Annotated in this window: 18 protein-coding genes; 5 read left to right on the top strand and 13 right to left on the bottom strand. The window is 45.4% G+C overall.

The window, feature by feature from the left end:
• Positions 1–5 precede the first annotated feature (5 nt).
• From MJ761_RS04210 to MJ761_RS04175, 8 genes are all read right to left on the bottom strand, one after another.
• Entirely contained in the window at positions 6–239 is a 234-nt protein-coding gene (locus MJ761_RS04210; RefSeq protein ID WP_093093217.1) for a hypothetical protein, read from the bottom strand.
• A gap of 11 nt (positions 240–250) precedes the next feature.
• Positions 251–1009: an iron ABC transporter ATP-binding protein gene (locus MJ761_RS04205; protein ID WP_093093219.1), complete on the bottom strand. Its 759-nt coding sequence runs from the start codon at positions 1007–1009 to the stop codon at positions 251–253.
• A 66-nt stretch (positions 1010–1075) separates the two neighbouring features.
• Positions 1076–2050: an iron chelate uptake ABC transporter family permease subunit gene (locus MJ761_RS04200; protein ID WP_218060229.1), complete on the bottom strand. Its 975-nt coding sequence runs from the start codon at positions 2048–2050 to the stop codon at positions 1076–1078.
• On the bottom strand, positions 2040–3008 hold the full coding sequence (locus MJ761_RS04195; protein ID WP_093093221.1) for an ABC transporter permease: 969 nt from the start codon (positions 3006–3008) through the stop codon (positions 2040–2042). Before MJ761_RS04195 ends, MJ761_RS04200 begins: the two co-directional genes overlap by 11 nt.
• Positions 3009–3103: 95 nt before the next feature.
• Positions 3104–4072 (bottom strand): siderophore ABC transporter substrate-binding protein, encoded by a 969-nt coding sequence (locus MJ761_RS04190; protein WP_218060230.1) that lies wholly within the window; start codon positions 4070–4072, stop codon positions 3104–3106.
• Between the two features lie 83 nt (positions 4073–4155).
• Positions 4156–4962, bottom strand: a complete 807-nt coding sequence (locus MJ761_RS04185) for a siderophore-interacting protein (protein WP_093093224.1) — start codon at positions 4960–4962, stop codon at positions 4156–4158.
• 2 nt (positions 4963–4964) lie between these two features.
• A complete protein-coding gene (locus MJ761_RS04180; RefSeq protein WP_176715094.1) occupies positions 4965–5906 on the bottom strand; it encodes an alpha/beta hydrolase in 942 nt (313 codons plus the stop codon).
• A 317-nt stretch (positions 5907–6223) separates the two neighbouring features.
• Positions 6224–8449 carry a FepA family TonB-dependent siderophore receptor gene (locus MJ761_RS04175; RefSeq protein WP_093093228.1) on the bottom strand — a complete coding sequence of 742 codons (2226 nt, stop codon included), beginning with the start codon at positions 8447–8449 and terminating at the stop codon, positions 6224–6226.
• 460 nt (positions 8450–8909) lie between these two features.
• Here MJ761_RS04175 and MJ761_RS04170 point away from each other — a divergent pair, with 460 nt between their 5' ends.
• The 3 genes from MJ761_RS04170 (at position 8910) to MJ761_RS04155 (ending at position 11941) form a co-directional block, all read left to right on the top strand.
• Positions 8910–9632 carry a hypothetical protein gene (locus tag MJ761_RS04170; protein WP_093093230.1) on the top strand — a complete coding sequence of 241 codons (723 nt, stop codon included), beginning with the start codon at positions 8910–8912 and terminating at the stop codon, positions 9630–9632.
• Between the two features lie 298 nt (positions 9633–9930).
• The gene (locus MJ761_RS04160) at positions 9931–10416 is read left to right on the top strand and encodes a pilin (protein WP_093093232.1); all 486 of its coding nucleotides are present in this window, start codon (positions 9931–9933) and stop codon (positions 10414–10416) included.
• 166 nt (positions 10417–10582) lie between these two features.
• Positions 10583–11941 (top strand): sulfatase-like hydrolase/transferase, encoded by a 1359-nt coding sequence (locus MJ761_RS04155; RefSeq protein ID WP_093093234.1) that lies wholly within the window; start codon positions 10583–10585, stop codon positions 11939–11941.
• 32 nt (positions 11942–11973) lie between these two features.
• Here MJ761_RS04155 and MJ761_RS04150 read toward each other — a convergent pair whose 3' ends face one another.
• The 4 genes from MJ761_RS04150 to MJ761_RS04130 all read right to left on the bottom strand — a co-directional run bounded on the left by MJ761_RS04150 (position 11974) and on the right by MJ761_RS04130 (position 18149).
• Positions 11974–12453, bottom strand: coding sequence for a pilin (locus tag MJ761_RS04150; protein ID WP_275413922.1), 480 nt, complete (start codon positions 12451–12453; stop codon positions 11974–11976).
• A 268-nt stretch (positions 12454–12721) separates the two neighbouring features.
• Positions 12722–13990: a lipid IV(A) 3-deoxy-D-manno-octulosonic acid transferase gene (gene waaA / locus MJ761_RS04140; RefSeq protein WP_093093250.1), complete on the bottom strand. Its 1269-nt coding sequence runs from the start codon at positions 13988–13990 to the stop codon at positions 12722–12724.
• Between the two features lie 145 nt (positions 13991–14135).
• Positions 14136–17615 (bottom strand): chromosome segregation protein SMC, encoded by a 3480-nt coding sequence (gene smc / locus MJ761_RS04135; protein WP_093093238.1) that lies wholly within the window; start codon positions 17613–17615, stop codon positions 14136–14138.
• Between the two features lie 126 nt (positions 17616–17741).
• Positions 17742–18149 carry a MerR family DNA-binding protein gene (locus MJ761_RS04130; RefSeq protein WP_093093240.1) on the bottom strand — a complete coding sequence of 136 codons (408 nt, stop codon included), beginning with the start codon at positions 18147–18149 and terminating at the stop codon, positions 17742–17744.
• A gap of 113 nt (positions 18150–18262) precedes the next feature.
• On the opposite strand from MJ761_RS04130, the gene MJ761_RS04125 reads away from it, so the two are divergent.
• Both MJ761_RS04125 and MJ761_RS04120 read left to right on the top strand, forming a co-directional pair.
• Positions 18263–18469 (top strand): heavy-metal-associated domain-containing protein, encoded by a 207-nt coding sequence (locus MJ761_RS04125; protein WP_037405079.1) that lies wholly within the window; start codon positions 18263–18265, stop codon positions 18467–18469.
• A gap of 40 nt (positions 18470–18509) precedes the next feature.
• Entirely contained in the window at positions 18510–20714 is a 2205-nt protein-coding gene (locus MJ761_RS04120; RefSeq protein WP_093093242.1) for a heavy metal translocating P-type ATPase, read from the top strand.
• A gap of 586 nt (positions 20715–21300) precedes the next feature.
• On the opposite strand, the gene MJ761_RS04115 is transcribed toward MJ761_RS04120, so the two are convergent.
• On the bottom strand, positions 21301–22795 hold a 1495-nt coding region (locus MJ761_RS04115), incomplete at its 5' end, for a T6SS phospholipase effector Tle1-like catalytic domain-containing protein (protein ID WP_239392860.1).

Raw genomic sequence — 22795 nt, 5'->3', positions numbered from 1 at the left:
AAGGTTCAGTTATGCGGGCGTTGCTGGTGCCTGATTTTCAGGCCAATCATGATGAGTACGCCAAATAAAAAAGTACATACTAGTCCCATAAAAATAAACATGATGCGAGTCATGGACATACGTATTGCGGCATCGTCTCCCATAAACAGCCAGATAAACCATGAGGCCAGTATAATAAACAGAACAACAATAGCGATAATCAGTGAGGTCTGTGGGCGGGCAGTATGATTGTTTGGCATGATATGACCTGTTAAAGATGATGGATAACGAGTGGTTTATCTTTATGGCTGACTACTTCGGTATCCAGATTAAATATGGTTTGAATATTGTCTGTGGTAATAATATCGTCTGGTGTGCCTTGCATGATAACTTGTCCGTTTTTCATGGCAATAATATGGTCGGCATAGGCTGCGGCTATGTTGATATCATGCACGACCATGATGGTTGATAATCCCTGTTCGGTAGTGAGCTGATGCAGCAGGCGCATCAGCTCGCGGGCATGGTACATATCCAGATTGTTGAGTGGTTCGTCCAGAATAACATGTTTGGTTTGTTGACAGAAAGTCATGGCGACAAGGGCGCGCTGGCGTTGCCCACCAGAAAGGTCACTCAGGTAGCGCTGTTGCAGTACTTCCAGTTCAAAACGTTGTAATGCCTGATCAACAATTTGCTGGTCTTGGGGAGTTACCCGCCCCTGATTGTGTGGATAGCGGCCAAACAGCAATAAATCACGTACGGTAATCCGACTCTGTATATTGTTCTCTTGCGATAATATCGCCAGCTTTTGGGCGATGGCGGTAGATTTGCTGTGGCTGACATTAAGTTCGTCGATATGTATGCAGCCTTGTTGCAGTGGTAGCAGACGCGCAATCAGGGAAAACAAGGTAGATTTACCTGCACCATTGGAACCAATCAGTGCGGTAATGCTTTTATCTGGTATGTTAAGATTGATATCGCGCAGGATTGCTGTGCCACTAATATTGTGGTTAACATTTTTTATGGTAATCATAATGCTGTCTGGTTAAATCGGTAAGCAGAAAAACAGTTAATATAAATAAGTATGTGTCTGAACAGTTTAGCGTTTACGCTTTAATACCAGCCACAGAAAGACAATGCCACCGCAAAATTCAATGACGACACTCAATACTCCCTGCATGCCGAATAGGTGTTCAAATAATAGCTGGCCACTAATCAGTACCAACGCAGCCACCAGAAATGCGGCTGGAATTCGCAGCTGATGCTTCATATTGGGTACACACGCATTCACCAGTGCACATATCAGTAAGCCAAAAAAGCTTACAGGCCCTACCAGCGCGGTGGAAACGGAAACCAGCAGGGCAATCCACAGCAGAATGCTGCGGCTCAGACGGGCATAGTTTATTCCCAGTGCAATTGAGGCATGGCGCCCAAGCATAAGGACATCCAGCTGATAGCGCATGCGCCAGATCCAGACAGTGCTAACCAGCATTACGCTGATACCGATTATCAGCATGCTGAGGTTTACGGAGGTAAATTGGGCAAAATAGCGCGTCTGAGCAACGGCAAACACGGTGGGATCAATCAGGCGCTGTAACAGGCTGTTGAAGCTGCGGAACATGACGCCAAAAATCATGCCGGTGAGTATCAGTCGAGCCAAGTCACCATTACTGTTTTTGGTTAGCGTGCGAAACAATAGTAAGGACGCTATCATCATTAATGGTGCTTCAATAATGAATTTACTTAGTGCGCCAATACTGGTATAGCCTACTGCGCCAAATACAAACAGGGTAACGGTTTGCAATAGCAGATAAAGTGAATCGTAGCCAAGCAATCCCGGGGTGAGAATGGGATTATGGGTCAAGGTCTGGAAAAGCAAGGTTGATACGCCAACTGCATAGGCGACTGTAAGCAGCATGAGCAGCTTTTTGCCGCGCAGTTGCAGAACAAAATCCCAGCCGCCCTTTACTCCGTAAGTCATAAACAGGATGCTGGTAATGATTAACAGAATACTGAGCACGCCGAGGAAACGTGCACTTGCATGGTGAGACGGCATGGTTGGATTAAGCTGCATGTACGGAAGGCTTTCTAAACAGCAGATACAGGAAAATCATGGTTCCGGCTATGCCGAAAATCAGGGATACCGGTATTTCATAGGGCGGGTCAATAGTGCGGCCGATAATGTCACATACTAGCAGGGCGTTGGCACCCAGAAGTGCAACTGCGGGCAGATTCTGCCGTAAACGGTCACCCGCCAGTCGGGAAACAATATTGGGTACGACCAATCCGATAAATGGAATCTGCCCAACCGTTACCACCACGATGGCAGTAATCATGGCAACTGTGATCAGGGAAATCCACATCATTTGCGCATAATTAATGCCCAGATTGGTACTGATATTCTGCCCCAGCCCGGCAATGGTTAATCGGTCGGCGAGAAAATAGATAAGCAGCGCCATCAAACCGGTGAGCCACAACAATTCATAGCGGCCTGCCAGTACGGCAGAAAAATCACCGGCAAACCACACCGCCAGCAATTGCAGGGTATTGGTTTCTACACCTATGAAATTCACCAGTGCTTCAATGATGCTGCCGTAAATAATGCCGATTAACGGAATCATCATCTGCCGGTGGGCTGGCAATCGGCGGAACAGAAATAAAAACAAAGTCATGCCCAGTAATGCAGCAATACTGGCACAGCTCATTTTGGTCAGCTGGGTAGCTTGTGGCAACCAGATGGATACCAGTAGTACACCAAGTGCTGCACTTTGAGTGGCTCCAACCATATTCGGTTCGAGGAAACGGTTGCGCAATACAATCTGTAATACCATGCCAGCCACCGCCAGCGTGGCACCGGTAAGGATAATAGCTACAGAACGGGGTAGGCGGCTATACAGTAGCAGGGAGCGTGTATCGCTGCTGCTAAATAGGTCACCCCAATGAAAAGTGGCTGCACCGATGCTAATACTGATAATCAGTAACAATGGCAGTAGTAACAGATTGATTGTATTAATCTGGGAAGAACGAAACATAAGGCACGAAAGGATACAGGCAACAGGTTTGCGCTATTGCCGCGAATTTGCGCGGCAAAGCAAAACCTGATAACTGTGGATGGATAATGCGCAGCTTAGTGAGTGAAAGCAGCCTTGATATTGGTCAGGTCGGTTTTCATTTGTTGCACACCGCCTGCAGCCAGATAGGATGCACTACTCAGATAAACAACATGGTTTTCTTTCCATGCTTTTGACTGGCGTACCAAATCGTTATTAAGTACGGCCTGAGCAGTTTTACCTTCTTCACCAATGGCTGCTGTGCGGTCAATAACGAATAACCAGTCTGGATTGATTTTCTGTACATATTCAAAAGATACAGACTGGCCGTGCGGTGCAGCCGGAATACTGGTATCTGCAACCGGTACACCTACCTGAGTATGAATCCAGCCAAAGCGTGAAGAAGATCCAAAGGCAGAAAGTTTGCCGGCGTTTACCATCAGAATCAGGCCGGTACCTTTCCCTTTGACAGCCTGTTGTGTTTCAGCCAGCAGGTTCTGGATATCATCATGTAGCTTTTTGGCTTCGGCTTCTTTCTTAAACAGCTTGCCATAGCTATCAAGCATTTTCAGGCCATCACCAATCAAATCCTGTCCGCTGTCTGACATATCCATAGTAGGAGCCAGCGCAGCCAGCTCATCATATTTAGGTGCAGTACGGCCAGAGATAATAATTAACTGCGGTTTCAGGGCATGCAGGGCTTCCATATCCGGTTCAAACAGCGTGCCGACATTGTTGACCGTTTCTAAAGTCTGCTGCAAATACGGTACCAGTACTTTTTTGGGTGCACCGGCAACAGGCACTTTCAATGCCTGTAAATCATCCAGCGTAGCCATATCAAAAACCACCACTTTGGATGGATTTTCCGGTACCGCCATTTCACCACGGGCAGTATTGACGCTAACAGTTACGCCATTGCCAGCAACAGAGGCAGACGCAGCAGTGCTACTGGCATTGTTGTTTTCATTACTTTTCTGATTGCAGGCAGAAAGTAAAGACAGAGTCAGTACGGAAAGAGCAAGAGGTTTCCAGCAAGATTTAATCATTTTTAGAATTTCCTATCATTATCGTTTGCAAAAATTATACTGCCTGAGCAGAAGTAAAGTGATTTTTTTCTGAGACATCGCATTTATTTTTCAATAAAGTTGTGTCGTGCTGCATGATAGCTTTCTTCATTTTCCCCCTGACGCCAGTAGGGAACAGCATAGTGGCGCAAGGGTGGTAATTGCCATTGTGTACGCAGTAATTCACGCAGTGGCTTAACCAGAGTGGCTTCGCCCGCAATCCAGGCAAAATCGTCACAGGTAAGGGGAGCAAAAGTGCTTACCAATTTCACCAGTGCCGGAACCAGACTTAAATCGCCGTAAAAGGTGTGCAAACGCATTCCGGCAGGCAGGGAAAGAGTAGCTGGTAAATCCTCTACCTGAGGGAGCAGCAGCACCACATCACCACATGCATCCGTCTGTATAGCAGCAAGCAGTGATTCAATGGCCGGTAAAGCCGTGATGTCGCCTGCGAACAAATAACGCGCAGCCGTTTTCAGCATCGGATTCGGACCACCGGGAGAAGAAATCCCCAGCATATTTCCCGGCTGAGCCTGTTCGGCAAACGCCGAAGCAGGGGCACTGTTGCCATGTTTCACAAAATCAATGCTAATCGTACATGCCTTGGCGTCATAATCGCGGATAGTATAAGTGCGTACAATCGGTTTGTTATCTGGTTCAACCCAGTTAAAGCCGTGGCCTGAAAATTGGGGCAGTTGTGGTGTTGATTGCCCGTGGCGTGCCAGAAAAATCTTAATGTGCGCACCGTTAAACTGGTGCGGATAATCAGCTAGCTCATCACTGTGCAAAACTAGCCGGCGTAAGTTAGGGCTTAAATCAATAATATCTTGTACACGTACCAGATAAGCGTGATGTGGTGAACGTTTCTTCATTATTATTGCCGATTTATGGGGTCAAAAAGTGCCAGTTGCAGGCTTTTGCCAAACATACTGCCGTGATTTTCATTAGGAAAATAGTCTTGTCTGATAGCTAAATCAGCATGTTGCTGTAATTCATCAACCAGTTTTTTTCTCAGGCTGCCTTGTCTGGCTATCAGCTCGTTGCGTATGCTGATTCGTGCCGCAACTTGAGGATTTTTAGGAATTTTATCTACCTTATGTCTGCTGTTTAATAGCCACAAGCTGCGGGCAGACAAAGTATTCTTGCGTTTAAGCACAGCCGCAACTTCCTGTTGGAGTAAATCTCCGTGCAACCACACAGACGGATCAGCAGCGATATAGTGCTGGAAAAGATCAGGCCGGGTACACAGAGTATGCAACACCATCAGCCCGCCATATGAATGCCCCCAGAGCGTTTGTGCGTTAATATTAACCGGCACTATCTGCTGTACTGCCGGCATAATTTGATTTTGGATCAAATCCAGAAACAGATCAGCACCACCATTTATTCTGCTTGAATCCAGCGGGTCAGTATTGTCATCAGCTGGTGCTATGGTGTAATCATAGGCGCGAGCCTGTACGTCAAAACGCTTAGCCGTAGCATAGCCCAGCAGTACCAGTACCGGAGGCTGAGCCTGTGTAGCCAATGTTTGCATGTTCGCCGGAGTAAGGAAGTCCAGCACAGCATTGCCATCCAGTGCATAGAAAACAGGAAAACCATTGGTCGGTGCTTTCTGGTCTGGGATGGCTATGTAAACACGATAATGACGCTGCCCATCCGCCGAGGTAAACGGCAGCGTAGTAAAGTGATAACCGCTGTGCTGCTGGTGTAGTACAGCAAGATTGGCACTTACATTCAAATTAGGCTGTGCTTTAGCTGTGTTGTGCAAGATTAAGGCCGTAAAAAACATTAATAAAAAAATAATAATCTGGCGCATATGTAATCTTTCCGTCAGTTGACTGGTTCTACAGAACATATGGAGACAACAGAATGACAGTGAAGTAAGATTTTGTTTCCGCATTGCAAAAAATGATGAAATAGCTGTAAAAAATCGCCAGACCAGATTGTTTTGTTAAAACATATTGCTAATCAATAAATCATGTTTAACCTATTTGAGGTGCTCGTTTGGGTTTTCAAGTAAATAATAATCATTACTATTTATTACTATAACTGATTTTTGCTTTCAAGTCATGATAAAACATCATTTTAATAACACAACAGGTTGCCACAAGGGCAACCTGTTGGAACAAAATATCAGAACGAAACTTTCATATTGCCCCAGACAGCACGACCACGTTCATTATAAGTGTAAGCCGTACCACGCAGAGTAGACGCGTAGATGCGTTTATTGAAAATATTCGACATACCGGTGCGGACATTAATATTCTTATTAACAGCATATCCGGCAGAAATACCCCAGATACCATAGCTGCCAACTTCTTCGCCGCTCAGGCCGCCCGTGTCTTTTCCGCTGTTACCCTTGCCGGCTTCAACCGGATTGACAGGAACAGTGCGCGGCTCCTGACGACCATAGAAAGTATAGGTCAGCACAGCATCCCATTTTTCGGTTGGAGACCATGCAAGAGATGAATTTATCGTATATTTTGGAATAACGGATAAAGGATTACCAGTCTCCTTATTCTTAGAGTTAAACATATAAGTAAAATTGTTCACCCATTTCCACTGCTTAGAAAACGGCAGCGTCAGATTTCCTTCCAGTCCTTCTACCAGCGCCTTGCGAGTATTTGTCCATTCAAAATAATCGTAGCCACCGGCGCGGGTAGTCATAGCAGTACTGGCGGTAAAAATAATCTGCCGGCCAGCCTCAATCTTATTTTTATAATCATTGCGGAAATAAGCCAGCGAGGCCAGATAACCATCTTTATTAAATTCGAAGCCCAGCTCCTTATTAATACTGGTTTCCGGTTTCAGTTTACTGTTACCAATCAGATAACAGCCACGACCACTGCCCGATGAAGTGGCACAGCCATTACCTTTGCTGTACAGCATATAACTGTCTGTACTCTGATACAGATTCGGTACCTTGTAAGCGCGCGCAATGCCACCCTTAATCAGCCAGTTCGGATGCAGCTGCCAGGCCATGTTCACCCCCGGGCTGATATTTCCGCCCGTTTTATTATTGTGGTCGTAACGCAGCATCGGTACCAGCCTCAACTTATCAGTAAGGCTGATATTATCTTCCACATAGCCTGCCCAGCTACTTAGCGCCGGCGTATGATTGGCTGCTGCCGGGTAAACAGCATCGGGTAAGGGAATGCGACGCAGACCGTCCGGATCATCCAACTTCTCGTGCTGATATTCTGCACCTAAAGTCAGAACATGTGGCACACCCAAAGTAAAAGGAATATTTACCTCACCAGCCAGACGTTTAGTAGTTAGAATACTGTCGGCGTAAGTAATCTCCTTACTGCCCAAATCCTGACACAAACCTTCAGGGCCGCCAGACAACGCTTCCGAGCAATGACTGTTGGTGGTTTTATCATATTGCGCTACCAGCTTGCTGTCGCCCCAATCCCAAATCCCTTCATGCGTCAGCGCAAAACTCTGGCGGTATATCCGGCGTGTTTCCTTACCGTATAAACTTTTAGTGTAATCAGTTTGCACATTGTTCGGACCATCACCGTTGTAGCGATTGCCTTGCCGGCTATAAGTAGCATCCAGAGTTAATGTTTGTGCTGGTGACAGGCGCCACGCCAGACGTCCGGCCACATCCTTATTAATCAAGCCCTCCTGTCCGGCAGCCAGAGATTTACTGTTTTTGTCGTTTAAACCCTGATTAATGTAGGGTGAATCAGCATCAGTGCGGTTCAGATTCCCATATAGCCGGAATCCCAGCACATCTTTCACGATTGGTCCGCTTAAATCAAAGCCGATACGGTGAGAATCACCCTCCCTTTTATCTGCCGGTAAATTCATAAAGGCATTAACCGCACCATGAAATTCATTACTGACTTTTTTTGTCACTACGTTAACCACACCACCGGCTGCGCCAGAACCATAGCGTGCTGCGGCTGGCCCGCGAATTACCTCAATCGACTTGATTTCAGCTACCGGTACCCAGTTACTGTCACCAATCGTATCCCGTTCACCGCGCCAGCTCATACGCGCACTGTTACGCGAAGTAACCGGCCGGCCATCAATCATAATCAGCGTATTTTCCGGCCCCATCCCGCGGATATCAATCTGGCGTTTGTTACCATGCTGGCCGGAGGCTGTATTACCGGTTAGATTTACTCCCGGCATCGTGCGCACCAGTTCAGAAATATCATTTACCGGTGGTTTATGTTCAATATCCTTATTATCAAGTTTGGATACACCAAGTGACTGTTTAACCTGCTTCTCAGCCGTCACATAAACATCTTCCAGCCTCGCGATACCATCTTGAGCATATACAGTACTGCCAGAAAAAATTAACGGAAAGATAACTAATTTAAAAGAAGGAAATACGTGTTGAGACATACAAATCTGTACAAAGAAAGCCAATTACTGATATCAATGATAATTAATATCATTATTGATTGCAATTGAAACCGTGCTTAACTAACCAAGAAATACAAATTTGTACTTAAACAGTATAATACTTTCCTATGGTTACACAATTCAGTTAATTGTGACAAAATTTGACACATTTAATAAATTATTTCACTTAGCGAAGAATTAACTACAATTAACCAATAAGATAAATTATTTATTTAAAAAATAAATGTATCTAATCAGCCTTGTTTTCTGCGCATACTGTGTCTCGCAGGCTAAATTAAACAGCAAAAACTGGCAAGTTTTCGCCCGATGCAGGAAAGTAGCTAAATCTTAACTAAAACAGATAATCATCATCATGAAGAAAAAAGTTACACACTATTTTTATCTCTATATTGTAATGTTGTTATCGATTGTAAGCTCCCCGTCTGTCCTAGCGGAAACTATGACTTCAGGCAGTTCCGCTCCTGCTGATTCAGTAATGGCATTACCAGTAACTCAAATCTGTGCAGGCACACCATGGCCTGATATTGTTTGGATACACGTGCATGATAATGAAGAAACCGCACGACAGACTGCTGTACAAACCCTAAGCCGAATACAGCAGGGTTGTTTACTGGATTTACGTCATGATGGCAGCCGGGAAATCAGCATACAAAATAATCAGGCAAACTATCATTTTGACCCCAACCGGATTTTCACACCGCTAGGGCGCCAGAGCTCACTGAAATGTCGTGATGGCAATTGTGCTATTGCTGCCGAGCAGCTAAATCAGGCTGCTAAGCATTTTCTTAACCAGTATCTGATGCATGCCCGGCTTATCGTTGCCGTACATAACAACCATCCGAATGGGCTGTCTGTACATAATTATAAGGCAGGTGGTTCAATGGCTCAGGCGATGAATAAGATTGCCATCAGCCCAAACAGCGATGCGCACGATTTCTTTTATGTGACTACTCAACAGGCGTTTGATTTTCTGGCCAGCCGTAACTTCAATGTGGTTTTACAGAATAACCAACAGGTTCAAGATGATGGTTCTTTGTCTGTGTGGGCGTCTCAACAGCAGATTGACTATATCAATGTTGAAGCAGGAATGGGGCATAGTGCTACCCAGCTGGCTATGCTGGCTGCAGTCTGGGCGTATATGCAGCAGTATTATCAAGTGTAGTTTATGATTTAAGGTTGATTTATTTATAAGCGGTCTCAATACCAAAACGCACTCCCCCTAATGGTTATCACCGGGATATTGAGTGTGTGGCTAAAATCGGTATTTGTCTGAATTGCTTGTAATTCAAAAATATAATTTTAAGTATAAAAGAATTAATACACAATTTTTCAAAACTGGCACAGATCATGCTAGTACTTATATCGAAGTTAGCAGGAGCTAATATTTACTGAATATAGTTACCTGCAACTGAAAAAATTTAAAATTTGTTGTTATAAACTCTTAACCCTAGGAGCTAAGTATGAAATCATTACAAAAAGGTTTTACCCTGATTGAATTGATGATCGTTATTGCGATTATCGGTATTCTGGCAGCTATTGCCATTCCACAATACCAGAATTACATTGCCCGCTCTCAAGTTAGTCGTGTAGTGGCTGAAGCAGGTTCGCTGAAAACACCTGTTGAAACTTGTATGCTTGATGGTAAAACTCAACTTGGTCAGGAAGTTGGTCGATGCCAACTGGGTGCGACTGGTTCAAATTTGATTACTGGGGACTTACAGGATGACGGAACGGCGCTTCCTGCTAACACTGGTGTACCTCAAGTAACAATGAATGCAAACGGTACTGCGACAATTGAGGCAGAATTTGGTCATAATGCTGCTACAACCTTAGCAGGCGGCAAAGTAACTTGGACTCGCAATTCTGCTGGCTCATGGACATGCACAACTGATGTTCCTGCTAAATATGCAGCAACTGGTTGCCCTTCTACAGCTGCAGGTAATTAATTTAGGTATATGTAAAAAAACGGGAATTTTCCCGTTTTTTTATTTGTTTAAATTATTTAAATATTTATCAATGATGCTTTATATAATAAATCAATAATGCATCATCGGATAAATATGATTTAAATAAAAGTTAAAAAATATAAATTTAAGTGGCAGGTTGTTTTTTTTGAAAATAAATGTTAATTTAAAAATAGATAAATTACTTCTTTTTTTTCTAGTATGTGCCATATTACCCAATGGTTTATTCAAGTTAATATGTTCTTATACCAATACGCTAAGACCATGGCTTAATCTGGACTATATCGTTGTTGCAATGTTTTTTTGTTTGCCACGTTTCTGGATACGGGTTCTAGCGGCATTATTACTGGTGTATATTTTCCTGATTGATTGTTTACTCATTGTAGTGCAGCTTTTTCCATTACATGGCATCAGTGATGCTATTCATTTGCTGCCACTGATATGGCGGGCTCCAATAGAATATTGCTTGATGTTGGGGCTAGCTGTAATTTGGTTAGTTGTCATATTTTATCTAAATTTTAAGCAAAATAATAATTATTATGTTAAGCAACGAATAGTTTTAGGCTTGTACCTGCTTCTAGTAGGAGCAATGTACAATTCTTTAATCTCACCTAATTTTGCAGAGAGTAGATTAGTATTTTTCTTTGTTCAGGATAATAGTAATAATTTTTCTCAAACCGATAATTCTAATGCCGATGCAAGAATGTTGAATTCTGGTAATAAATCTTTGAGTTTGCAGCTCTTCAAACATAACGATAATAATAAATTGTTACTCATAATAAATGAATCATGGGGTTCTGCAATAAATACAAAATTACAAGATGTTGTTATTCAAAATATATTGAATAAACATGAGCATTTTGAGATTCTTGAACGTGGTATTAAAAAATTCAACGGTGTTACTGTACAGGCTGAACTAAAGGAATTATGTCAAATTGATTTACCTTTACTCGATACACATAATATAGTTAACTTGAATTTAACTAATTGTCTACCTAATTTGTTGCAAAAACGGGGCTATACAACATTTGCTATTCATGGCTCTACTGGAAGTTTCTATAATCGTGTTGCCTGGTATCCTACAGTCGGGTTTCAATATCAGCGATTTTTAGAAGATATGCCACAATCACCGCGGTGTTCTCCATTTAACGGTGTGTGTGATAGTGCCATTTTTGCAGACGTGAAAAAAATGTTGTTACACAAACCAAAGACATTTGTATACTGGATGACATTAACAACACATTTTCCTTATGCTAAACAGGATATGCACAATAATAGATTAGACTGTCAGCAGTATGGTCTTATCCAAGGTAGCAATTCTTGTCGCAATCACGTGTTACAAACGCAATTTTTTGATCAGTTGGCTCAATGGGTAAATGATCCTCAAATGAAAGGCGTTGAAGTAGTTATTATCGGAGACCATATGCCTCCCATGTTTGATGTAAATGAACAAAATACTGTGTATAATCAAAATACAGTGTCATGGTTACATTTTAAAATAAAATAATTATCTAAAAGCTGGTTTCAAATCATAAATTTTTAATTTCCAGTAATGGTGCAATTACTGATTGCATATCTGGAATGGTTTGCATAATTACTTCCATGAGGTTCAATGTGACATGTCCAAGTACCATTCTCCGAACGTTCCAGATTAATAACTGTTCCACTAATTGCAGGAGAAACATTATTTCCTAAAGTTGCACTTAGGCCTCTAATATTATCCTGATTAGAAATAATATTGGCATTTGATAAAATATTGGAATCAATATGATTACTATCTATACCAATAAATTCATAAAGCTTACCATTGACAGACTGACCATCTAACGATCTATTCATGGTTGGGACATTGCCGGTAGCAATGATGGTATCTATAGCAGTGGTTGTGGCTTTAAGCTCATAATAGGCGCGAGTGAGCTGGGCTTTAGTAACATTATTCTGATATGACGGTACAGCCATAGCAGCAATGATGCCGATGATAGCTACTACAACCAAAAGCTCAATTAATGTGAAACCCATCTGGGTCTTTGTTCTTGCTTGACAATTGTCTGAGTATTGCATAATAGAATTGTTTATACGGATAAAACAATTATTCAAGCAATATGTATACCAATTTTTAATATATCAGAATAATGACATAGATTTATATAAGTCTCTATCAAATAGAATTTTTCCTTAGCCATTACCCAAGTGGATTAATCAAGCTATTTATTATAATGTATAGTTTATATTAAAAATCTAAAGTAATTATTGATATATATCAGTAAAGGAGTAAACAGATTATTGTTCAGTGTTTATGAATTTCATCAAAGATATATTTTGCCATGTGCTCACTGGCTCCCTGATGTTGCTGAATAAAAGCTTCTGCACTATCTGACATACGCTGCCTTTGCTGTGAATGAGCAAGTAAAGCTAATGTTGTGGCTGCCCAGTCATCGGCTGACTGAATTTGCCGTGCCGCACCGGCAGCAATTGCTTTAGGTGCTGCATCGGCAAAGTTGTAGGTAGATGGGCCAAACAGAGTAGGGAGCTTGCAGGCAATGGGCTCAACAATATTATGGCAGCCACTATCAACCAGACTACCGCCTACAAAAGCAATATCGGCACACAGATAATAGGCAAAGAGTTCGCCAATGCTGTCGCCAATCCAAATTTGCGTTTCTTCTGCAATATCCTGATTATCGCTGCGTTTCTGAGTAATAAAATTTAATTTTTCGGCATATTCAAAAGCTGGCTGAAAACGTTCTGTGTGGCGCGGGATGATTACCAGCAAAGTATTGCCGAACTTTTGTTGCGCCCATGCGTCTAGCAATAATTTTACTTCGTCTATACCATGATAAAAACGGGTGCTGGCACAAACTACTACTGGCCGGTTGCCGATACGCTGTTTAAATGTCTGTGCCAGCGTGTACATATCTGTTGGTGGCGATATATCGTATTTGGTATTACCGCAAACCTGTATATTGACGGCACCGATTTTCTTTAGCCGCTGGGCATCGGCATCGGTTTGTGCATAGCAGCCGGTTAGCGTAGCCAGTGGTGGTGCAACCAGTGAGCGCACTTTCAGATAACCGCGCAGGGATTTTTCTGATAAGCGTGCATTGGCCATAAACAGGGGAATGTGATTCTGAGCACAAACATTCATCAGATTAGGCCAGATTTCTGTTTCCATTAAAATACCGAATAAGGGCTGGTGTTCGCGGATAAACTGGCTAACCCATGTTTTTTTATCATAGGGCAGATAGCGACATTGTGCTTCGGGAAAAAAATGTTCTGCGGTAGCACGGCCAGTGGGCGTGGTTTGAGTCATTAGCAGCGGTGTATCTGGAAAAAGACCTTGCAAGGCGCGGATAAATTGTAATGAAGCGCGGGTTTCGCCTACAGAAACACCGTGAATCCAGATTGCATGTTTTACCGGATTTGGATAAGGTTTGCCAAAACGTTCCGGCCAGTTGAGTGCATAAGCCGGAGCCAGTTTCGCTCGGCGGCGCAGATATCTGCGTAAAAAGGGTGGAGCGAACAGCCATAAAAATTGATATAAAAGATTCAGGAGCATATGCATTAACTGTAGAAGCCGGTTTTACGGCGATTATAAATTAAAAATCTGGCTTGATTATCAGCATTTATTGCTGGGCTGCATAAGCAGCCGCGCAGATACATTGGTAAGTGTGCTGTAAAGAAACGGATATGCCTGTTTGCGCTTACGCTTCTGCCATATCGAGTGCCTGACGGATATTCACTTCAACAATACGCGACACCCCTTTTTCCTGCATAGTTACGCCTACCAGCTGTTCGGCCATTTCCATCGTCAGGCGGTTATGCGAAATATAAACAAACTGAGTTTGTGCCGACATTTGTTGTACCAGATTACAAAAGCGGCTGGTATTGGCATCATCCAGCGGTGCATCCACCTCATCCAGCAGGCAGAATGGCGCCGGATTAAGGCTGAACAGGGCAAATACCAGACTCATGGCGGTTAAGGCTTTTTCGCCACCGGAAAGCAGATGAATGGTACTGTTTTTCTTGCCGGGCGGGCGTGCCATGATGGAGACACCAGCACTGAGTAAATCATCACCTACCATATCCAGATGCGCTTCACCACCACCAAACAGGGTGGGGAAATAGCTCTGTACTTTTTCGTTGACCGCATCAAAAGTGGTTTTAAAGCGGCTTTTGGTTTCTTCATCAATGGTGCTGATAGCCTCTTCCAGCAGGGCAATGGCTGCCTGTACATCAGCGGTTTGTTTCTGATAATACTCAGCGCGCTCGTGTGCTTCTTCCAATTCCTGCAATGCGGCCAGATTAACTGCACCGAGTGCGTTGATTTTTTGTGCCAGTGCTGCAATCTGCTGGCTTAGTTCCGGTGCCGCCTGAGCGGACTGGGCAAACTGCTCAGCCAATGCATCCAGATTGGCGTTATTCTGCTGGAGTGTTTCATGAAAGCGTCTGGCATTGAGCAAAGCTTCCTGCTGCTGTAACAGGGCTGCTTGGGTATCGGCCTGTAACTGCGGTAAGCGGCTGTTGAGGCTATGTTGCTGCTGCTGCGTCTGTTGTAATTGCTGCTGAAGTTGCTGGAGCTGTTGCTGTGCGGCTGCACACTGCTCACCAGCCACGTCAATCTGTGCATTCAGTTCTTCGGTTTGCAGGGTTTGCTCATCGTCCATTTCCTGCTCGGCAATACCCAAAGCCAGCTCACTCTGGCGTTCCTGCCAGCGTTCGGTATCGCGGGCAATGCGCTGGCGTTCCTGAGTGGCACTCTGAATGCATTGTTGCAGCCGTACAATGGCCATTTCCACCAGCCCTTGCTGCCGGCGTGCTTCCAGTAAGGCCAGTTGACTTTGTTTTAATGTTTGCTGCTGGCTGTGCTGGCTGGCGGTGTGATTTTGTAATTGTGGACGCAACTGTTCAATAGCCAGATTCAGGTTTTCAATATCAGCCTGAGACTGTTGCTGTACCTGCTGCTGTTGGGTCAATTCGCTGTTTATCAGCGCGCTTTCCTGCTGAATATGTTCACGCCGTAACTGCCCTTGGCCGGTGCGTGCCAGTAACTCAGTGGCCTGAGCTGAAGCAGTTTGCCAGTGCTGTTGTTGCTGTTTTAGCTGCTGCTGGCACTGATTTAGCTGGGTTTCAGTATTTTCTAGATTGCGCTGTGCCAGCTGCATGGCTTCTGCTGCCTGCTGTAATGGTTTTTCCAGCGCCGCCTGTGCCTGCTGCTGCTCACGCAGTTGCTGCTGCTGTTGCAGCAGACTGATGCCATTATCTTCGGTATATAAAGTAACACTAACCGCATCAACACTATGACCTTCCGGAGTGACAATCAATTGATGGGGCTGTAAGTCTGCCTGCAAAAGCAGGGCTGCATCCAATGTTTCAGCACATAATACCTGTCCAAGCCAATAGTGTATCGCTTGCGTAAAAGGTGCCTGTACTTCTATATGCTGCAATAAGGCATTAGGCGCAAGAGGCTGTTTTTCTGCTTCATCAGCCTGATTGATCCATACTGTTGTGCATTCGGGCAGGATATCGGCCAGTTTTAACTGCTCAGTATGCTGCGCCTGTAGCTTGTGTCCCAGAACCACGCTGGTGGCGTGCTGCCATTGTGGCGCAACCTGCATGTGTTGCCACAGCAATGGAATATCCGCATCAGTTACGTCTGCAATGCTGCTGCGCTCAGCCTGCGGGAGCAAGGCAATTAACGTTTCTACCTGTGCGCTTAGCGTAAGCTGCTGTTTGTCCAGTTGCCGGTGCTGTTGCTGCGCCAGAATAAGTGTTTGTTGTGCGTTTTCACGTTGCTGCTCATATTGCAGCAGGTTTTCTTCCAGAGTGGCCACAACCTGCTCCAGCTCTGCTGCGGTGTCCTGCGCTTGTTGCAGTTCTTCGGTTTGCGGTAAGGCCAGTTGTGCCAGTTCTTCTTGCAAACGCTGCTGGCGTTGCTGCAACTGGTTAATACTGCTGGTTGCATGGTGATGTTGCTGTTGCTTAATCGCCAGCTCACGCTCCAGCCGTGCCAGCTCATTTTGCTGATTCTGGCGGGTGCGCTCACCCTGATGAGCCAGTTCTTCCAGTTCCGGCATGCGCGCTTCATGTTCCGCAGCCTGTAGTGCCCATTGTTCGCGCTGTAGCTGCTGTTCTTCCAGCTCCATACCAGCAGTTTTGAGCTGCTCCTGCTGTTGCTGGTCTTCATTATGCAGTCGTTGCAGCTCCGTTTGTGCCTGCGCCTGCTCACGTGCAATGCGCTGCTGCCAGTCTCGCCGGTGGCGAATTTGTTCTTCCAGCCGCGCCCAGTGTTCACGCAGGCCGGCACGCTTCATTTCAGCTTCCCGTACCTGCTGCTGCTGTTGCTGCTCCTGCTGGCGTAATTGTTGCAGCGTTTCTTCCAGTGCCTCCACTTGTTGCTGGAGTGTTTCCTGCGCACTGCCATGCTGTTGGTACAGCAGTGTGGCACTATCGGCCTGATGCAGTGCCTGCTGCCACTGGCTGTAATCAAATAAATCCTGTTTATCAGCAATCTGGGCTTTCAGTTCCTGATAGCGTCGGGCAGTATTGGCCTGTCGCTGTAACTTTTCTACCTGACGATCCAGCTCGCTTTGTAAATCGGCCAGCCGTTGTAAATGTTCGCGCGTATCGGCCAGCCGGTTTTCAGTTTCACGCCGGCGTTCCTTGTATTTGGATACGCCGGCAGCTTCTTCAATATGAGCACGCAGCTCTTCCGGCCGCGCTTCAATAATGCGCGAAATCATGCCTTGCTCAATCACCGCATAGCCACGAGCACCTACACCCGTGCCGAGAAACAGATCAGTAATATCGCGGCGGCGCACGACCTGATTATTGATGTAATAAGTAGAATCGCCCTGACGAGTAAGCTGGCGCTTTATCGCCACTTCCGCATATTGTCCCCATGCGCCTTGAAGCTGGCCATCACTGTTATCAAACACCAGTTCCACACTGGCGCGCGGAGCCGGACGGCGGGTATTGGCACCATTGAAAATCACGTCCTGCATGCTTTCGCCACGCAACTGTCTGGCCGAGGCCTCACCCAGTACCCAGCGTACCGCATCTATCACATTGCTTTTACCACAGCCATTTGGCCCGATGACAGCAACCAGTCTGCCCGGTACCGCAATCGTAGTGGGGTCAACAAATGATTTAAAGCCGGAAAGCTTGATGTGGGTTAGACGCATAGCAACAATAAACGCAGGCAAAAGTGCCAAAAAGCGACTATTTTAGCCGGTTTTAAACAAAAAGACAGTTTTAGTTACAACGTACAGCAGCTTGTCACATTTCAATATAGCCAATAACGAGCAGCCTTAATCCCTGCTATTGGCACAGTCGTGCTTATTCAGCCCGTCAATAATGGCACACTGAGGTGAGGCATTGCCACCGCAATGCTTATACCAGTTTTCCAGCGTATCCTTCATACTGTTCAAATCATTGATTTTCTGGTTCAGGCGCTGGATATGCTCCCCAACCAGCGCCTTCACATCGGCACTAACGCGCTGCGGATTATTGCGTAATGCTAATAGCTCAGCAATCTGTGCTAATGAAAAATCCACTTCACGCGCATGTTTAATAAAACACAGAGTAGCAATATCTGCATCACTATAACTGCGATAGCCATTGCTCTGACGCAATGGCCGGATTAAACCGGCGGCCTCGTAATCCCGAATTGTCTTACAGGATAAACCGGATAATTTTTCTGCTGTACCAATATTCATAGCGCATTAAGAAAATACTGTAAATCCGAATTAAAATTTGACTCTATCACAGCGTTAAGGTTTAAGCTTTATTTTGTAGATTTTGATTTAACCCAAACCATAAGGAGGCAAAAATGCAAATGGTTCAGTTCAAAATTGACGGCATGAGCTGCGAAGGCTGTGCCAAAAGTGTCACAGCAGCATTGCAGGGCAGTCCGGGTGTAGAAACCGTGGCGGTAAATTTTGCCACCAGCATTGCCGATATTGGCTTTGATGACCGCCTTACCAATGTAGAAACCCTTAAAGCTGCCGTAGAGGCAGCTGGATTTGATGTAGTTTAGCCCACTAGGCAGAACGGTTGCACAGGTAAAGGACAGGACAATGGATGAAAAGCAGCACTCAAACAGTAACAAAACCGCAACAGCGCGTTTTGCTATTGAAGGCATGGACTGTCAGGCCTGTGCCAACCGCATTGAAAAAGTATTGCGCCGGCAACAGGGCATTATTGCAGCCGATGTTAATTTTGCCAGCGATGAATTACAAACCTGTTTTGACAACAGCATTCTGACTACAAACGAAATCGTGCAGATAGTTGCTAAAACCGGCTTTAAGGCTATACCAGCCAGCAGTACCGGTATCGAAACACTGGCTGATACACAGTCTGGTGAACATACCCGCATATCATGGCGATTAGCAATAATCTGGCTGATTGCCATGCCGTTTATTATTGGTATGCTAGGCATGTTACTGGGACAGCAGTGGATGCTGCCACCGCTATGGCAGTTTATACTGGCATCCATTATCCAGCTTGGCTTCGCATGGCCGTTTTACAATAGCGCCATCAAATCCCTACAGGGCGGTGTAGCCAATATGGACGTACTTGTGTCTCTGGGCACAATAGCCATCTGGCTTTACTCCAGCGTAATGCTGTTTAACCAGCATAATCATGCACACCAGTATATTTACTTTGAAGCCAGCGTCATGGTGATTGCCTTTGTATCGCTGGGTAAATATCTCGAACAGCGCACCAAAAAACAAAGCCTCAACAGCATGAGTATGCTGCTGCAACTCACCCCGAAAATGGTACGCAAACAAACTGCTCATGGCTGGCAGCAAGTACCACTGAGCCAGATACAGCCGGGCGATATCCTGCAAACCAATGCCGGCAATCGCATTGCTGCCGATGGCATCGTATCCAGTGGCGAAGCGTGGTGTGATGAAAGCTATCTCACCGGCGAATCCAAACCCTTATTAAAACAGACTGGTGACAAAGTATTGGCCGGCGCACTGCTTAGTAACGGCAGCATTACCTATCAGGCACAAACCCTCGGCAGCCAAACCCTGCTGGGCGACATGATGCAGGCACTGGCGCAGGCGCAAGGCAGCAAAGCACCCATCGCACGGCTGGCCGACAAAGTATCCATGATATTTGTGCCTACAGTGGTTGCCATCGCCGTATTAACCTTTATCCTCAACTACTGGCTTAGCGGCGATTTTAATCAGGCAATTACCCGTGGCGTAGCCGTGCTGGTTATTGCCTGCCCGTGTGCACTGGGGCTGGCCACACCTGCCGCCATGATGGTAGGCATGGGACGCGCAGCACGCAATGGCGTATGGTTTAAAGATGCCGCCTCACTGGAGCGTACCAGCCAAGTAACTACCGTTGTACTGGATAAAACCGGCACCCTTACCAATGGCAAGCCACAGATTATTGCCCAATGGTGCGCTCCCAACAGTAACTTTAATAGCCAGAAAATTCTGCAACTGGCTGCTGCCGTAGAACAGCTTACAACCCACCCACTGGCACAGGCCATCATACAGGCTGCACAACAGCAGCAACTGCCTGCATTAACCGCTACCAACAGCCATAGCGATATTGGGCAGGGGACACAGGCACAGATAGCAGGTTACGGCAATGTCAAAGTGGGCAATCCGGCCTATTGCCGATTCAGCATTCCGCAGGAGCTGATGGAACAGGAAATCTGGCAGATTGCCAGCATCGTAGTTATCGCCATCAATGAAGAAGTGGCTGGTGCATTTGCCATTGCCGATGCCCTAAAAGAAGATACCATCAGCGCCATTCAGCGCTTACAGCAACAGCATATTGAAATCCAGATGATGAGTGGCGACCAGCACAGCGTAGTCGAACACATCGCCAGACAACTGGGTATCAGCCATTATCAGGCACAAATGAATCCGCGCGCCAAAGCTGAGGCAGTACATTTACTGATGCAGCAGGGCAAAGTTGTGGCCATGGTTGGCGATGGCATAAACGACGCACCAGCACTGGCCGCAGCCGATGTCAGCTTTGCCATGTATGGTGGGGCAGATATCGCCACCAATACCGCTTCGGCCACCTTAATGCGCCATTCCGTAACCCAAGTAGCCGACGCCCTTGCCTTAGCCCATGCCACCGTACGTGTGGTGAAACAAAATCTGTTTTTCGCCTTTTTCTATAATATTCTTGGTATACCCTTGGCCGCCATCGGCTGGCTTAGCCCGGTTATCGCCGGCGCAGCTATGGCGATGAGCTCCATCTCCGTATTACTCAACGCTTTGCGATTGCGTAAAAGCAGATTGGATTGAACAATTATCTTGATTGTGCCAGTAGCCAGATATTAATCATATTCTCAAGGCTCTATATCTAAAGTCGCGAAGAAATTGTCTGAAAATTAGTTAATTACAGATAAGATTAAATATCTAATAAAAACTAAGATATGCGCCATGTTAGCTTTATTACCATTGTGTTATTTATTACCATGTATAAATAGTATTGTTATTTTTTCAATTTCAAAATATTAAGCCAAATTTTATCTGAAAAATATTATGATAGGAGAATGAACAGTGCAAACATACGGGCTTAAATTAACAACCAGAATAGGGTTGTTCTTGATGGCATATACACCATTGTTTTGATTTCTTTCATTCTGGCAATTTTATGAGTATAGAAAATATTTAAATTGGTCTGGCTGGAGTGCAAACTATATCAATTATACCTTTATTCATTATTTTGGATTAGCTGCAGTGCTACTGCTTCTAAATTGCAGAGCAGAGTAGGGGAAGACTCCGAAAAAAATTACCATACTAGAAATATCATCTACAGTATTTAGTACAGTAGCTGAATTACCTCATCCGGCCGGCAAAAGCATCCCTCCTGCCGGCCATTTGAATTTTAAGCCAGCCAGCTTTCCAGCACCCGAGCCATTATTTGCAGACGGTGTTGTGGCAACGACTGCAATTCTGCTGGAACCTGCCCACTGCGCAACTGCTGGAGCAACTGAGTAATTTCTGCCCGGCTGCGGTTGGCAATATTTTCCGGCAGAAACTCATTCAGCTCCAAATCCTGCATCCCCAGACTATTGAGCGTTGTTCTACTGATATTGCTTACCGCCTGATCAGCTATATCGCCCTGAGCATTGCGATAGAATACCTGCGCCAGCGTCTGCGGATCATCTTCCCCATTTTGCATCAGCTTCACCGCATTTGCCGTTTGCCGTTGCAGATTCTGCCGATATTCATCAATTTGCGCACGCAAATAATCTGCCATCGCCTGCGGATTGATGTCTTCCAACACCTGTCCTTTAGGCAGGAAACGTATCTGCGTATTTGCCATCCCCTCAACCAAATTCAGATTCTGGCTTCCCGCCGGCTGTATATCTAGCTGAGACAGCAGATTTTGTACCCGTGCCGCCGCACTACCATCACCCACCTGATTGGCCGGATCCAGCGCAGCCTGTAACTGCTCTATTCTGGCTTCTACAGCTTTCAGCATGTTATCTAGCTGCTGCTGCATTTTTATTGCCGTTTCAGCTCCACCAGCCTCAGCCATCGAAGCACTGGCCTCATCCGCCGCCGCCATACTGGCTATTTGCGTAGGCGTATTGGCTCCAGCAGTGGCCGCTTGTACCATTTTGGCCAACTGCTGTTTCTGTTGTTGCAGCAATTCCCGGATTTGTTCCAGATTCTTCAGCGTTTCATTGCCGTTTTTGGCAATTTCCTTCAGTATCTTGTCTGCAAACTCATCCATATTCCACGGCTGTACCTGATTGAGCGATTCCTGTAACTGCTGCATGGCTTGCTGCGATTTTTTGCACATATCGATTAGTTTTTTGAGATTTTTTCCATCCATCAACACCTTACCTGTATCCGGATCAATCACAATAGCATCAAAACCATTCTTCAGCTCATCCAGAGCCTTATAATCCGCATCCGTCACAAACAGCTCCGGATTATTCAGCCCCAGCAGAATATAAGCCGGATTACCATAACGAATCGACATATAGGCACTGCGGGCAATACCAGTCAGACCGGCTAAATTATTTTTCAACAACATCGGCGTCAGCGGCTTATTAGAATATGAACCACTGAATATCAGCCGGTGAGAAAAATAACTGGTAAACGGCTCGCGGTCACTCAGCAGCGTATGCATGTATTTAGCGCGTGAATCATGTATCTGCTCATCAAACAGCTCTGTCACCTCAGGATATTTCGGCGTATACGCTTCCGGACTATTCCGGATTCTGTCCATCAGCACTTTCATATCACTGCTATCTTTAGCTTTAAGCCGTTTCCAGATATCCGCTCCCAGCGCATATAAATCCTTCAATTGCGCAATTTTGCCATTCTTACCATTCAAGGCTGCGTCCTGCATGGCCTTGGCTCGCTGC

Source organism: Snodgrassella communis (assembly GCF_914768045.1).
GTDB lineage: Bacteria > Pseudomonadota > Gammaproteobacteria > Burkholderiales > Neisseriaceae > Snodgrassella > Snodgrassella communis.
Note: the sequence above shows the minus strand (reverse complement) of the source record. Positions and strands in the feature narration are given on the sequence as shown.

Excerpts from the sequence above, each read along its gene's own strand:
- smc (WP_093093238.1), bottom strand. The coding sequence starts at position 17,615 with ATGCGTCTAACCCACATCAAGCTTTCCGGCTTTAAATCATTTGTTGAC.
- MJ761_RS04205 (WP_093093219.1), bottom strand. The coding sequence starts at position 1,009 with ATGATTACCATAAAAAATGTTAACCACAATATTAGTGGCACAGCAATC.
- MJ761_RS04180 (WP_176715094.1), bottom strand. The coding sequence starts at position 5,906 with ATGCGCCAGATTATTATTTTTTTATTAATGTTTTTTACGGCCTTAATC.
- MJ761_RS04160 (WP_093093232.1), top strand. The coding sequence starts at position 9,931 with ATGAAATCATTACAAAAAGGTTTTACCCTGATTGAATTGATGATCGTT.
- MJ761_RS04210 (WP_093093217.1), bottom strand. The coding sequence starts at position 239 with ATGCCAAACAATCATACTGCCCGCCCACAGACCTCACTGATTATCGCT.
- waaA (WP_093093250.1), bottom strand. The coding sequence starts at position 13,990 with ATGCTCCTGAATCTTTTATATCAATTTTTATGGCTGTTCGCTCCACCC.
- MJ761_RS04170 (WP_093093230.1), top strand. The coding sequence starts at position 8,910 with ATGACTTCAGGCAGTTCCGCTCCTGCTGATTCAGTAATGGCATTACCA.
- MJ761_RS04175 (WP_093093228.1), bottom strand. The coding sequence starts at position 8,449 with ATGTCTCAACACGTATTTCCTTCTTTTAAATTAGTTATCTTTCCGTTA.
- MJ761_RS04150 (WP_275413922.1), bottom strand. The coding sequence starts at position 12,453 with ATGGGTTTCACATTAATTGAGCTTTTGGTTGTAGTAGCTATCATCGGC.
- MJ761_RS04130 (WP_093093240.1), bottom strand. The coding sequence starts at position 18,149 with ATGAATATTGGTACAGCAGAAAAATTATCCGGTTTATCCTGTAAGACA.
- MJ761_RS04200 (WP_218060229.1), bottom strand. The coding sequence starts at position 2,050 with ATGCAGCTTAATCCAACCATGCCGTCTCACCATGCAAGTGCACGTTTC.
- MJ761_RS04195 (WP_093093221.1), bottom strand. The coding sequence starts at position 3,008 with ATGTTTCGTTCTTCCCAGATTAATACAATCAATCTGTTACTACTGCCA.
- MJ761_RS04120 (WP_093093242.1), top strand. The coding sequence starts at position 18,510 with ATGGATGAAAAGCAGCACTCAAACAGTAACAAAACCGCAACAGCGCGT.
- MJ761_RS04190 (WP_218060230.1), bottom strand. The coding sequence starts at position 4,072 with ATGATTAAATCTTGCTGGAAACCTCTTGCTCTTTCCGTACTGACTCTG.
- MJ761_RS04125 (WP_037405079.1), top strand. The coding sequence starts at position 18,263 with ATGCAAATGGTTCAGTTCAAAATTGACGGCATGAGCTGCGAAGGCTGT.
- MJ761_RS04185 (WP_093093224.1), bottom strand. The coding sequence starts at position 4,962 with ATGAAGAAACGTTCACCACATCACGCTTATCTGGTACGTGTACAAGAT.